Here is a 13,354-nt window from a genome sequence, read left to right as displayed (position 1 = left end):
ATGCTGGCTTATATTCTGCGACGGCTGCTGCTGATCATCCCTACCCTGCTCGGCATCCTGATCATCAACTTCGTCATCATTCAGGCTGCGCCCGGTGGCCCGGTCGAACAGATGATCGCCAAGATCGAAGGCTTCGATGGCGCCACCAGCCGGATTGCCGGAGGCGGCGCCGAAGTATCGGTGGCCGGCTCCAACTACCGCGGCGCGCAAGGCCTGGACCCGGCACTGGTCAAGGAAATCGAACGCATGTACGGTTTCGACAAGTCGGCGCCGGAACGCCTGTGGATCATGATCAAGAACTACGCCACGCTGGATTTCGGCGACAGTTTTTTTCGCGATGCCAAGGTCATCGACCTGATTGTCGAGAAGATGCCGGTGTCCATTTCCCTCGGGTTATGGAGCACCCTGATCATGTACCTGGTGTCGATCCCACTGGGGATTGCCAAGGCCACGCGCCACGGCAGCCAGTTCGACGTATGGACCAGTTCGGCAATCATCGTCGGCTATGCCATTCCGGCGTTCCTGTTCGCGATTCTGCTGATCGTGGTGTTCGCCGGGGGCAGCTACTTCAACTGGTTTCCACTGCGCGGGCTGACCTCCAACAACTACGACGAACTGAGCACGCTGGGCAAGGTATTCGATTACTTCTGGCATCTGGTGTTGCCAGTCACCGCGCTGGTGATCGGCAACTTTGCCACCATGACGCTGCTGACCAAGAACAGCTTTCTCGACGAAATCAGCAAGCAATACGTGACCACGGCCAAAGCCAAGGGCCTGAGCAACCACAAGGTGCTTTACGGCCATGTGTTTCGCAACGCGATGCTGCTGGTGATCGCCGGCTTCCCGTCAGCGTTCATTGGTATCTTCTTCACCGGCTCGCTGCTGGTGGAAGTGATCTTCTCGCTGGACGGCCTGGGCCTGATGAGCTTTGAAGCCGCGATCAACCGCGACTATCCGGTGGTGTTCGGTACGCTGTTCATCTTCACCCTGCTGGGGCTGGTGGTGAAACTGATCGGTGATATCACCTACACCCTCGTGGACCCGCGCATCGACTTCGAAAGCAGGAAGCATTGATATGAAGCTGTCTCCTCTCAATCGCCGTCGCTTCGAACGCTTCAAGGCCAACAGGCGTGGCTGGTGGTCATTGTGGCTGTTCCTGATTCTGTTCGGCCTGAGCCTGGGCGCCGAACTGATCGCCAACGATAAACCGCTGGCCGTGCGTTATGACGGCAGCTGGTACTTCCCGGTATTCGAGCGTTACCCGGAAACCACTTTCGGTGGCGAATTCCCGCTGGAAGCCAACTACAAGAGCCCGTATATCAAGGAACTGCTCGCCGCGAAGGATGGCTGGACCCTGTGGGCGCCCATCCCGTTCAGCTACCAGAGCATCAACTACGACCTGAAAGTCCCTGCCCCGGCGCCGCCTTCGCGGGAGAACCTGCTGGGCACCGATGATCAGGGCCGTGACGTGCTGGCACGGGTGATCTACGGTTTCAGGATTTCGGTACTGTTCGCTCTGACCCTGACCGTCCTCAGCTCGATCATAGGCGTCATCGCCGGTGCCTTGCAGGGCTTCTATGGCGGCTGGGTCGACCTGCTGGGCCAGCGCTTCCTCGAGGTCTGGTCGGGCCTGCCGGTACTGTATCTGCTGATCATCCTCGCCAGCTTCGTACAGCCCAACTTCTGGTGGTTGCTGGGCATCATGCTGCTGTTTTCCTGGATGAGCCTGGTGGACGTGGTGCGCGCCGAGTTCCTGCGTGGCCGCAATCTGGAATACGTAAGGGCCGCGCGGGCGCTGGGCATGGAGAACGGCGCGATCATGTTCCGCCATATCCTGCCCAACGCCATGGTGTCGACCATGACCTTTCTGCCGTTCATTCTCACCGGCGCCATCGGCACCCTGACGGCGCTGGACTTTCTGGGCTTTGGCCTGCCCGCCGGCTCGCCGTCGCTGGGCGAGCTGGTGGCGCAGGGCAAATCCAACCTGCAGGCACCCTGGCTGGGCATCAGCGCCTTTGCTGTGCTGGCCATCATGCTGAGCCTGCTGGTGTTCATCGGCGAGTCAGCCCGCGATGCTTTCGACCCAAGGAAATAAGATGAACAATGACAATCTGATCGAAATCCGCGATCTGGCGGTCGAGTTCGTGACGGGCGACTCACGGCAACGCGTGGTCGAGAACATCAGCTTCGATATTCGCCGCGGTGAAACGCTTGCGCTGGTCGGCGAAAGCGGTTCGGGCAAGTCAGTCACCGCGCACTCGATCCTGCGCCTGCTGCCCTACCCCATCGCCAGCCACCCGAGCGGCACGATTCGCTACGCGGGTGAAGACCTGCTGAAAGTGGAAGAGAAAAAACTGCGCACGATCCGTGGCAACCGGATCGCCATGATCTTCCAGGAGCCGATGACCTCGCTCAATCCGCTGCATTCGGTGGAAAAACAGATCAACGAGGTGCTGGGCCTGCACAAGGGCCTGACTGGCAAGGCGGCCACCGAGCGCACGCTGGAGCTGCTCGATCTGGTCGGCATCCCTGAGCCACACAAACGCCTCAAAGCACTGCCACACGAGCTGTCAGGCGGCCAGCGGCAGCGTGTCATGATCGCCATGGCCCTGGCCAACGAACCCGAGCTGCTGATTGCCGATGAGCCGACCACCGCGCTGGATGTGACGGTACAGCTGAAAATCCTCGAATTGCTCAAGCAGTTGCAGGCTCGCCTGGGCATGGCACTGCTGCTGATCAGCCACGATCTGAACGTCGTAAGGCAAATAGCCAACCGAGTATGTGTCATGCAGCGCGGTTGCATCGTCGAACAGGCATCGTGCGAAGAATTGTTCCGTTCGCCGCAACATCCTTACACCAAAGTGTTGCTCAGCGCCGAGCCCAGCGGCGGTCCTTCGACCAACCCCGCAGGCGCTCCGCTGCTTGAAATCGAGGACCTGAAAGTCTGGTTCCCGATCAAAAAAGGCCTGCTCAAGCGCACCGTCGACCACGTCAAGGCGGTGGACGGCATACGTTTCAGCCTGCCGCAAGGGCAAACACTGGGTATTGTGGGTGAAAGCGGGTCGGGCAAATCGACGCTGGGCCTGGCGATTCTTCGACTGATCGGCAGTCAGGGCACCATACGGTTCAAGGGCAACGCGCTAGAATCCCTGTCGCAACAGCAGATCCGTCCGCTGCGCAGGCAGATGCAAGTGGTTTTCCAGGACCCGTTTGGCAGTTTGAGCCCGCGTATGTCGGTATCTGAAATCGTTGGCGAAGGCTTGCGAATCCACGGCATGGGTACGGCCGCCGAACAGCAGACGGCGATCATCGAAGCGCTCAGGGAGGTTGGTCTGGACCCGGATACCCGGCACCGCTACCCTCACGAGTTCTCCGGTGGCCAGCGCCAGCGGATCGCCATTGCACGTGCGCTGGTCTTGAAGCCGGCGCTGATTTTGCTGGACGAGCCGACCTCGGCCCTCGACCGGACCGTACAGCGTCAGGTCGTCGAGCTGCTTCGCTCGCTGCAAACCAAGTACAACCTGACGTATTTGTTCATCAGCCATGACCTGGCTGTCGTCAAAGCGCTGAGCCACCAGTTGATGGTGGTCAAGCAAGGCCAAGTGGTCGAACAGGGTGCAGCGCAGGATATCTTCGCCGCACCGCAACATCCTTATACACAGCAGCTGCTGGAGGCCGCCTTTTTGGCGCCGGTAGCTGTCGATTAACCTGAAGAGGAACAACACATGGGTTTTCTCGCCGGTAAGCGCGTCCTGATCGTCGGTGTCGCCAGTAAACTGTCCATCGCATCCGGCATTGCCGCCGCCATGCATCGTGAAGGCGCAGAGCTTGCCTTCACCTACCAGAACGACAAACTCAAGGGTCGTGTCGAAGAGTTCGCCGCAGGCTGGGGTTCGGGCCCTGAGCTGTGCTTCCCTTGCGACGTGGCCAGCGACGAAGAGATCAACAAGGTCTTCGAAGAGCTGAGCAAGAAGTGGGACGGCCTGGACGTGATCGTTCACTCGGTCGGCTTCGCGCCTGGCGACCAGCTCGATGGCGACTTCACCGAAGCCACCACGCGCGAAGGTTTCCGCATCGCTCATGACATCAGCGCCTACAGCTTCGTGGCCCTGGCCAAGGCCGGTCGCGAAATGATGAAGGGCCGTAACGGCAGCCTGCTGACCCTGTCTTACCTGGGCGCAGAGCGCACCATGCCCAACTACAACGTCATGGGCATGGCCAAGGCCAGCCTGGAAGCCGGCGTTCGTTACCTGGCCGGCAGCCTCGGCCCGGATGGTACTCGCGTCAATGCTGTATCGGCCGGCCCGATCCGCACCCTGGCCGCGTCAGGCATCAAGAACTTCCGCAAGATGCTGGCTGCCAACGAAGCGCAGACCCCTCTGCGCCGCAACGTCACCATCGACGAAGTCGGCAACGCCGGCGCGTTCCTGTGCTCCGACCTGGCGTCGGGCATCAGCGGTGAAATCATGTACGTCGACGGCGGCTTCAACACCACCGCGATGGGCAGCATGGACGAGTAATACGGTAAACGCCGCTCCTCGTGAGCGGCACTTTCCCGGACTCAAAAAAAAAGGCCGCTCAATGAGCGGCCTTCTTTGTTTGCGCGTTTCGAGATTAGAACTTCTCGATCTTCGCCTTGCTTTCCAGCTGTGCACGGTACGCCGCGAAATCCTGTTGCCCCTCGCGGGAGGCAAGGAAGCGACGATACTGCGCCTTCTCGGCATCAGTCGGCGCAGCCGCCTGATTGACGCCATTGAGACGGACGATCACGAAGCTGCCATCCGACGCAGTGATGCTGGCGAACTCCGGCTTGTCCTTACCTGTCGGCTTGGGCATGCGGAACAGGGTCTGCAGCACTTGAGGGTCAACCCCTTCCTGACTGCGAGTGACCGCTTCCATCATCTTCCAGTCACGACCTTCCTGCTTGGCCGCCAACGGGATCTTGCCGTCACGCAGACCGGCCAGCAGCGCCTCGCCCCTGGCCTTGGCAGCTGCCGAAGCATGCTCCTTGACCAGTTGAGTGCGAATCGAGCTGGCAACGCTCTCAAGTGGCAACTGCTGCGGTTGCAGGTGCTCTTTGGAGCGCACCACCACGACGGTTTCCGGATCCAGCTCCAGCGTGTTGCTGTTGGCGCCCTCTTCCAGCACTTCAGGGCTGAATGCCGCCTGGATGACCGCGCGGTTGGCCGTCAGGCCTTCGCCGCCTTCACGACCGAACGGTGCAGTGGTCTGAACCTTCAGGCCCAGGTCCTGAGCCGGCTGCGACAGGTCGGACGATTCGAACGCCGAGTCTTCCAGCTGCTTGGTCACTTCGACAAACTTCTGCTCGACCAGCTGCGATTTCAAATCGTTGGTCAGCTTGCCTTTCAGACTGGCAAAGGTCGGCACAGAAGGTGCTTCGACGCCCAGCAGCTTGATCAGGTGCCAGCCGAAGTCGGTACGCACCGGCTGCGAAACCTGGTCCTTGTTCAAGGCATACAGCGCCTCTTCGAAAGCCGGGTCATAGACACCCTTGCCTGCGTAGCCCAGATCACCGCCCTTGTTCGACGAACCCGGGTCCTGCGAGTATTCCTTGGCCAGTGCCGCGAAATCCTCACCCTTGGCCAGACGCTGCTGAATTTCTTCAATCTTCGCCTTGGCCTGCTCGTCATTCAGCTTGTCGTTCACTTCGATCAGGATGTGTGCCGCACGACGCTGTTCGGACAGATTGGCGATTTCCTTCTGATAAGCCGCCTGCAAGTCCTCGTCCTTGACCTGCACCTTGTCGAAGAAGGACGACTTCTTCAATTCGATGTAGTCGAGTACGACCTGCTCAGGGCTCATGAACTCCTTGGCATGCTCGTCGTAGTGAGCCTTGACTTCGTCATCGGTCACTTTGACCGCCGAGGTATCGGCAGGCAGGGTCAGCGACGCGAAATCACGGGTCTGCTTTTCGAGGCGTGCGAAGGCTTCAACCTGTGCGTCGGTTACGAAGGCACTGCCGGCAACACCTGCACGTACCTGACCGATGAGCATTTCCTGACCCAGCATCTGGCGGAACTGCAGACGGCTGTAACCCAACTGGCGAATGACCTGATCGAAACGGTCTGCGCTGAATTTGCCATCCACCTGAAATTCGGGCGTCTGCAAAAGCTGCTGATCCAGTGCCGCGTCGGAAAACGAGAACTTGGCATCCGCCGCGCCTTGCAGCAGCAGCTTGCGGTCGATCAGGCCCTTGAGCGCTGATTCGCGCAACAGCTTTTCATCCAGCATGGCAGGATCGAAATCCTTGCCCAGCTGTTGCGAAAGCTGTTGAGCCAACTGACGGCGCTGCATGTCCACGGCCTGACTCAACTCATTCTGAGAGATGTCCTCGCCGTTGACTTCAGCCGCGTTCTGCTTGTTGCTGGTAGCGGTAAACATCGCTTCAATGCCGGTGAAGGCCATCAAGGCGATGATGAGTCCGATAATTGTCTTGGCAATCCAGCCTTGTGAATTGTCCCTGATGTTCTGCAGCATTGCGTCCCCCAAAACGGTTGTACTGACTAACCAACCGCGGAGCGTGGGTAGAAAGCGGATAGAAGAAAGGCGCATCCGAGGATGCGCCTTCTCGTAACTGACGAAGCGGTAGGGCTCGAACCCTTCGGTGTCGCAACCGAGTGCACCACCGCTCCGCTACTGGATCAGGACAGGCCCGATCCAGCGGGCAAGGCGTAAAGAGGCTTACTTGTCAGTTTGGTTGACAGCTTCTTTAAGAGCTTTACCGGCTTTGAAACCTGGTTTCATGGCAGCAGCGATTTCCAGCGTTTTCCCTGTCTGAGGGTTACGACCGGTACGAGCAGGACGGTGAGTCACAGAGAACGTACCAAAGCCAACCAAAACAACCGGGTCGCCACCTTTCAGAGCGCCAGTGACGGATTCGATCACTGCGTCCAGCGCGCGGCCAGCAGCAGCTTTCGGGATATCAGCAGATGCAGCGATAGCATCAATCAGTTCCGACTTGTTCACTCTAAGTCCCCTTATCTCTATATTGAGTATGTTTCTAAGTTTTAGGTGTTAAGCAAAACGAGCGCTGGAGGGCTTGCCTGTGATTGCTTTAAAGAGCCGCTTTATAACAAGGGCTCTAAAAAGCTGTCAAGGAAGCCTGCCCAGACTTAATGCGTGCTAATTCTGTCCTTAGAGTCAGACTCGCGCTTCTCTTCCTTGGCGACCAGATCTGTAGCCACGTCCGGCAAAGGCTCCGGCGCGTATTGCAGCGCAATTTGCAGGACTTCGTCAATCCATTTAACGGGCTTGATCTGCAGATCCTGCTTGATATTGTCAGGAATCTCCTTCAAATCACGCACATTTTCTTCTGGAATGATCACTGTCTTGATTCCGCCACGGTGTGCAGCCAGAAGTTTTTCCTTCAAACCACCAATCGCCAGCACTTGACCACGCAGGGTAATTTCGCCCGTCATTGCCACATCCGCCCGCACGGGGATCTGTGTAAGTGCCGAAACAAGTGCAGTGCACATGCCCACGCCAGCGCTCGGTCCATCCTTCGGCGTGGCGCCTTCCGGCATGTGGATATGCGTGTCGTGTTTCTCATGGAAATCAGCGGGGATGCCCAGGCTACGGGCACGGCTGCGAACCACGGTCTGGGCTGCGGTAATGGATTCGACCATGACATCACCCAGCGAACCGGTCTTGATCAACTGACCCTTGCCCGATACCACGGCAGCCTCGATGGTCAGCAATTCACCGCCCACCTGAGTCCACGCCAGGCCGGTGACCTGACCGATCTGATCCTGCTGCTCTGCCAGCCCGTAGCGGAACTTGCGCACGCCCAGGAAGTGCTCGAGCATGTCGGCCGTGACCTGCACCGCGAAACGTTTTTCCATCGCGTGCTCTTTGACCGCCTTGCGGCAGACCTTGGCAATCTGACGCTCCAGCCCGCGCACGCCCGCTTCACGGGTGTAATAACGGATGATGTCGCGGATCGCCTCCTCGTCAAAGCTGATCTCGCCTTTCTTCAAGCCGTTGGCCTGAATCTGCTTGGGCGAGAGGTACTTGACGGCGATGTTGATCTTTTCGTCTTCGGTGTAGCCCGGCAGGCGAATGACTTCCATCCGGTCCAGCAGCGCGGGCGGAATGTTCATCGAGTTCGACGTGCAGAGGAACATCACGTCCGAAAGATCGTAGTCGACCTCAAGGTAGTGATCGTTGAAATTGTGGTTCTGCTCGGGATCAAGCACCTCAAGCAATGCCGACGCCGGATCGCCACGCATGTCGCTGCCCATCTTGTCGATTTCGTCAAGCAGGAACAGCGGGTTGCGAACGCCCACCTTTGTCATCTTTTGTATCAATCTTCCTGGCATCGAACCGATGTAAGTCCGGCGATGACCACGAATTTCAGCCTCGTCACGCACGCCACCCAGTGCCATACGCACGAATTTGCGATTGGTCGCGTTGGCGATGGACTCGGCCAGGGAGGTTTTACCCACACCCGGTGGACCTACCAGACACAGCACAGGGCCGCGAATCTTCTTCACGCGCTTCTGCACGGCGAGGTATTCGAGGATGCGTTCCTTGACCTCGTCCAGACCATAGTGGTCGGCATCGAGAATCGCTTCGGCACGCGCAAGGTCCAGACGCACTTTGCTCTGCGCCTTCCACGGCACCTGAACCAGCCAGTCGATGTAGGAGCGCACCACGGTCGCTTCGGCCGACATCGGCGACATTTGCTTGAGCTTGTTCAGCTCGGCATTCGCCTTGGTCAGAGCGTCCTTGGGCAGGCCCGCAGCGTCGATGCGCTTTTTCAGCTCTTCGATTTCGTTGTGGCCTTCGTCGCCATCGCCCAGTTCCTTCTGAATGGCCTTCATCTGCTCATTCAGGTAGTACTCGCGCTGGCTGCGCTCCATTTGCTTCTTCACACGACCGCGAATGCGCTTTTCGACCTGCAGCAGGTCGATTTCGGCATCCAGCAAGGCCAGCACGTGCTCGACACGGGCTGACAGGTCGATAATCTCGAGGATTTCCTGCTTCTGCTCGATTTTGAGCGCCATGTGCGCTGCCATAGTGTCAACCAGGCGGCCAGGCTCATCGATGCTGTTTAGCGACGACAGGACCTCTGCAGGGACTTTCTTGCCCAGTTGCACATACTGCTCGAACTGAGCCAGCAGGCTGCGCACGAATACTTCCGATTCACGATCCGGCGCATCGACTTCGTCGATCAGCGCGACGTCTGCACGGTAGTGGCCATCGACTTCGATGAAACGCTCTACCGAACCACGCTGCTCGCCTTCGACCAGTACCTTGACGGTGCCATCGGGCAGCTTGAGCAATTGCAATACGGTGGCAATGGTGCCGACGCTGTACAGAGCCTTTTCATCAGGATCGTCGTCAGCCGGGTTTCTTTGCGCGAGCAGCAGGATCTGCTTGTCGCCTGTCATTGCCGCTTCAAGGGCTTCGATAGACTTCTCGCGCCCCACGAACAGCGGGATAACCATGTGCGGATAAACCACGACATCACGCAATGGCAAGAGAGGCAATTCAATAGTGGTCTTCATGATTTCGCCTCTACGGCGGCCAATTGGCCGGGACAGATGGAATTAGCTTGAAGCCAAGATGGGGGTAGCGTCCAAAAAAAACAAGCTCTAGAGGCGCGACCCGCCAAGATCAGTTTCTTCATACAAAACGAATGAACGGCTTAAAAATGCAAAAGGGGACCAAAAAGGCCCCCTTCAGTATTACTTCACACGCATATGAACATGCGTTTATGCGTCGGGAGCAACCTTGGCAGGCGGCTCGCTGTTTTCGTAGATCAACAGCGGCTTGGACGTGCCATCGATAACGCTTTCGTCGATCACCACCTTGCTCACGTCGCTCTGCGACGGGATTTCGTACATGGTGTCGAGCAGCACGCCCTCGAGGATCGAACGCAGGCCACGGGCACCGGTCTTGCGCTCCAGCGCGCGACGGGCAACCGATTTCAGCGCATCGGTACGGAACTCGAGGTCCACACCTTCCATCTCGAACAGCTTGGCATACTGCTTGGTCAGCGCGTTCTTCGGCTCGGTGAGGATCTGTATCAAAGCAGCCTCGTCCAGCTCGTCCAGCGTCGCAAGCACCGGCAGACGGCCCACGAACTCGGGGATCAGACCGAACTTGACCAGATCGTCAGGCTCGACTTCACGCAGCGACTCGCCAACCTTCTTGCCCTCCTCCTTGCTGCGAACCTCGGCATTGAAGCCGATGCCGCCGCGGGTGGAACGGTTCTGAATGACCTTTTCCAGACCCGAGAAGGCGCCACCGCAGATAAAGAGGATATTGCGCGTGTCCACTTGCAGGAATTCCTGCTGCGGATGCTTGCGACCACCTTGAGGCGGAACGGAAGCCACGGTGCCCTCGATCAGTTTCAGCAAGGCTTGCTGCACGCCTTCACCTGACACGTCACGAGTGATCGAAGGGTTGTCGGATTTGCGCGAAATCTTGTCGATTTCGTCGATGTAGACAATACCCATCTGGGCCTTCTCTACATCGTAATCACATTTCTGCAACAGCTTCTGGATAATGTTTTCGACGTCCTCACCCACATAACCGGCTTCGGTCAGGGTGGTGGCGTCAGCGATGGTGAACGGTACGTTGAGCAGGCGAGCCAGTGTTTCGGCCAGCAGCGTCTTGCCGGAGCCCGTAGGGCCGATCAGCAGGATGTTGCTCTTGCCCAGTTCGACGTCGTCGTTCTTCTTGTCACGCTGATTCAAACGCTTGTAGTGGTTGTACACCGCTACTGCGAGAACCTTTTTGGCACGTTCCTGACCGATGACGTACTGGTCAAGGATGCCGCTGATTTCTTTAGGCGAAGGCAATTTATGCGCGCTGCTTTCGGCCTGAGCTTCCTGCACCTCCTCACGGATGATGTCATTGCACAGGTCGACGCACTCGTCGCAGATAAAGACCGAGGGGCCGGCAATCAATTTGCGCACTTCATGCTGGCTTTTGCCACAGAAGGAGCAATAGAGCAATTTGCCGTTGTCCTCGCCGTTGCGGGTGTCAGTCATTCGATCGATCCAATCCGGTAGGCTTGCAACACAAGATGAAGGCTATTGCGGGCTTTTTCAAGTCCGCAGGCGGTCGGTTGTGCCGACCCCCTACATTTTGAGCCGCTTAGGCAGGCATTTGACGCTTGTTGATCACCGAGTCGATCAGGCCGTATTCGGCCGCACGCTCTGCGCTCATGAAGTTGTCACGCTCGGTATCGCGCTCGATGGTTTCGAGGCTCTGGCCGGTGTGATGCGCCAGCAGCGAGTTGAGACGATGACGAATGTGCAGGATTTCCTTGGCATGGATGTCGATGTCCGACGCCTGCCCCTGGAAACCGCCCAGCGGCTGGTGAATCATCATCCGCGAGTTGGGCAGGCAATGACGCTTGCCTTCTGCACCGCCGGCCAGCAGGAATGCACCCATGCTGCAAGCCTGACCGATACAGATGGTCGAAACGTCCGGCTTGATGAACTGCATGGTGTCGTAGATCGACATGCCTGCAGTCACCGAACCGCCCGGCGAGTTGATGTAGAGATGGATATCCTTGTCCGGGTTTTCCGCTTCAAGGAAGAGCAGCTGTGCCGCGATAAGGTTGGCCATGTAGTCCTCTACCGGACCAACCATAAAGATGACTCGCTCCTTGAGAAGGCGCGAATAGATGTCATAGGCGCGTTCGCCACGGGCGGACTGCTCGATAACCATCGGGACCAGGCCGCCAGCGGCCTGGATGTCAGAGTTCTGCTGAATATAAGAATTGCGGGACATGTCCTGCATTCACTCCCAAATAGTCGAGTCTTGAATACGCACAAGCCAGCGCGAAGGCTGGCTTGTGGGTGTTTTCGCACGAAAAGAGAAATCAGTCGGCTTTTGGAGCTTCCACCGGCTTGACAGCTTCTTCGTAGGAGACCGATTTGTCGGTCACGCTAGCTTTCTGCAAAACAGTATCTACAACTTGCTCTTCAAGCACAACAGAACGTACCTCGTTCATTTGCTGCTCGTTCTTGTAGTACCAGGCAACGACCTGCTCAGGCTCCTGATAGGCGGAGGCCATTTCCTGAATCATTTCGCGAACGCGAGCGTCATCAGGCTTGAGGTCGAACTGCTTGACGACCTCGGCAACGATCAGACCCAGCTCGACGCGGCGCTTGGCCTGCTCTTCGAACAGCTCTGCCGGCAGCTGGTCAGGCTTGATGTTGCCGCCGAACTGCTGAACGGCCTGCACACGCAGACGGTTGACTTCGTTTTCCAGCAGCGCTTTAGGCACTTCGATCGGGTTGGCGGCCAGCAGACCGTCCATGACCTGATTCTTGACCTTGGACTTGATCGCCTGACGCAGCTCGCGCTCCATGTTCTTGCGAACTTCGGTGCGGAAGCCTTCGATACCGGTTTCCTTGATACCGAACTGCTTGAAGAACTCTTCGTTCAGCTCAGGCAGCTTTGGCTCGGAAACGGTGTTGACGGTCACGGTGAACTCGGCAGCCTTGCCGGCCAGCTCGAGGTTCTGATAGTCCTCAGGGAAGGTCACGTTCAGAACGCGCTCTTCACCGGCCTTGGCGCCAACCAGACCGTCTTCGAAACCAGGGATCATGCGGCCGGAACCCAGAACCAGCTGGGTGCCGGTAGCGGAACCGCCAGCGAACACTTCGCCGTCGACCTTGCCGACGAAATCGATGTTCAGCTGGTCTTCGTTCTGGGCAGCACGATCAGCCACTTCGAAACGAACGTTCTGCTTGCGCAGCACTTCAAGCATGTTGTCCAGATCGCTGTCGGCCACATCGGCAGACAGGCGCTCTACGGAGATGCTGTCGAAGCCGGCAACGGTGAATTCCGGGAATACTTCGAAAGTAGCCACGTATTCCAGATCTTTGCCTTTTTCGAACGACTTGGGCTCTACAGCAGGAGCACCGGCCGGGTTCAGCTTCTGCTCAACCACAGCTTCATAGAAAGTAGCCTGAATCAGATCGCCCAGTGCCTCCTGACGTGCGCCGTCTTCGTAACGCTGACGAATCACGCTCATAGGCACCTTGCCAGGGCGGAAGCCCGGGATCTTGGCTTTGCGCGCGGTCTGTTGCAGACGCTTGTTGACTTCAGTCTCGATGCGCTCGGCAGGTACGCCAATGGTCATGCGGCGCTCAAGAGCGGAAGTATTTTCAACAGAAACTTGCATGGATATTCCTCGTTGCACAGACGTTAGCCGGCCGTTTCCGACCCCAGAATCAAGGGCATGCATTCTAGTGGGTCAAACTCAAGAAGTCACCCTACTGAAAAAGGGCGGGTTAACAAGAAGGAATCGGCCTACAGCCGGGCGAGATGGAAATGACCCCCTCACTAACCGCGACAGGTCTGGCAC

The 13,354-nt window shown here is 58.0% G+C and carries 10 protein-coding genes; 4 read left to right on the top strand and 6 right to left on the bottom strand.

Annotated elements, in window-relative coordinates:
• From LIX91_RS15910 to fabI, 4 genes are read left to right on the top strand one after another with little or no spacing between them, the layout of a single operon-like run.
• Positions 1 to 1,074, top strand: coding sequence for a microcin C ABC transporter permease YejB (locus LIX91_RS15910; RefSeq protein WP_226488751.1), 1,074 nt, complete (start codon positions 1 to 3; stop codon positions 1,072 to 1,074).
• Between the two features lies 1 nt (position 1,075).
• Positions 1,076 to 2,095 carry an ABC transporter permease gene (locus LIX91_RS15905; protein ID WP_003409732.1) on the top strand — a complete coding sequence of 340 codons (1,020 nt, stop codon included), beginning with the start codon at positions 1,076 to 1,078 and terminating at the stop codon, positions 2,093 to 2,095.
• 1 nt (position 2,096) lies between these two features.
• The gene (locus LIX91_RS15900; protein WP_003415757.1) at positions 2,097 to 3,707 is read left to right on the top strand and encodes an ABC transporter ATP-binding protein; all 1,611 of its coding nucleotides are present in this window, start codon (positions 2,097 to 2,099) and stop codon (positions 3,705 to 3,707) included.
• 18 nt (positions 3,708 to 3,725) lie between these two features.
• On the top strand, positions 3,726 to 4,520 hold the full coding sequence (gene fabI / locus LIX91_RS15895) for an enoyl-ACP reductase FabI (protein ID WP_003415756.1): 795 nt from the start codon (positions 3,726 to 3,728) through the stop codon (positions 4,518 to 4,520).
• A 94-nt stretch (positions 4,521 to 4,614) separates the two neighbouring features.
• On the opposite strand, the gene LIX91_RS15890 is transcribed toward fabI, so the two are convergent.
• The 6 genes from LIX91_RS15890 to tig form a co-directional block, all read right to left on the bottom strand.
• On the bottom strand, positions 4,615 to 6,498 hold the full coding sequence (locus LIX91_RS15890; protein ID WP_226488750.1) for a SurA N-terminal domain-containing protein: 1,884 nt from the start codon (positions 6,496 to 6,498) through the stop codon (positions 4,615 to 4,617).
• 204 nt (positions 6,499 to 6,702) lie between these two features.
• On the bottom strand, positions 6,703 to 6,987 hold the full coding sequence (locus LIX91_RS15885; protein WP_003415754.1) for an HU family DNA-binding protein: 285 nt from the start codon (positions 6,985 to 6,987) through the stop codon (positions 6,703 to 6,705).
• Positions 6,988 to 7,133: 146 nt separating this feature from the next.
• Positions 7,134 to 9,530: an endopeptidase La gene (gene lon / locus LIX91_RS15880; RefSeq protein WP_003409729.1), complete on the bottom strand. Its 2,397-nt coding sequence runs from the start codon at positions 9,528 to 9,530 to the stop codon at positions 7,134 to 7,136.
• A 207-nt stretch (positions 9,531 to 9,737) separates the two neighbouring features.
• Positions 9,738 to 11,021, bottom strand: a complete 1,284-nt coding sequence (gene clpX / locus LIX91_RS15875; RefSeq protein WP_002552735.1) for an ATP-dependent Clp protease ATP-binding subunit ClpX — start codon at positions 11,019 to 11,021, stop codon at positions 9,738 to 9,740.
• Between the two features lie 106 nt (positions 11,022 to 11,127).
• Positions 11,128 to 11,769 (bottom strand): ATP-dependent Clp endopeptidase proteolytic subunit ClpP, encoded by a 642-nt coding sequence (gene clpP, locus LIX91_RS15870; RefSeq protein ID WP_002552734.1) that lies wholly within the window; start codon positions 11,767 to 11,769, stop codon positions 11,128 to 11,130.
• A 91-nt stretch (positions 11,770 to 11,860) separates the two neighbouring features.
• Entirely contained in the window at positions 11,861 to 13,171 is a 1,311-nt protein-coding gene (gene tig, locus LIX91_RS15865) for a trigger factor (RefSeq protein WP_003315274.1), read from the bottom strand.
• Between the last annotated feature and the right edge of the window lie 183 nt (positions 13,172 to 13,354).

Origin of the sequence: Pseudomonas sp. B20, from assembly GCF_020515755.1 — a bacterium.
GTDB lineage: Bacteria > Pseudomonadota > Gammaproteobacteria > Pseudomonadales > Pseudomonadaceae > Aquipseudomonas > Aquipseudomonas syringae.
The sequence above is the reverse complement of the archived record's forward strand: the minus strand, read 5'-3'. Positions and strand labels throughout refer to the sequence as shown.

Coding starts and splice junctions, on each gene's coding strand:
- LIX91_RS15910 (WP_226488751.1), top strand. CDS start 1: ATGCTGGCTTATATTCTGCGACGGCTGCTGCTGATCATCCCTACCCTG.
- LIX91_RS15905 (WP_003409732.1), top strand. CDS start 1,076: ATGAAGCTGTCTCCTCTCAATCGCCGTCGCTTCGAACGCTTCAAGGCC.
- LIX91_RS15900 (WP_003415757.1), top strand. CDS start 2,097: ATGAACAATGACAATCTGATCGAAATCCGCGATCTGGCGGTCGAGTTC.
- fabI (WP_003415756.1), top strand. CDS start 3,726: ATGGGTTTTCTCGCCGGTAAGCGCGTCCTGATCGTCGGTGTCGCCAGT.
- LIX91_RS15890 (WP_226488750.1), bottom strand. CDS start 6,498: ATGCTGCAGAACATCAGGGACAATTCACAAGGCTGGATTGCCAAGACA.
- lon (WP_003409729.1), bottom strand. CDS start 9,530: ATGAAGACCACTATTGAATTGCCTCTCTTGCCATTGCGTGATGTCGTG.
- clpX (WP_002552735.1), bottom strand. CDS start 11,021: ATGACTGACACCCGCAACGGCGAGGACAACGGCAAATTGCTCTATTGC.
- clpP (WP_002552734.1), bottom strand. CDS start 11,769: ATGTCCCGCAATTCTTATATTCAGCAGAACTCTGACATCCAGGCCGCT.
- tig (WP_003315274.1), bottom strand. CDS start 13,171: ATGCAAGTTTCTGTTGAAAATACTTCCGCTCTTGAGCGCCGCATGACC.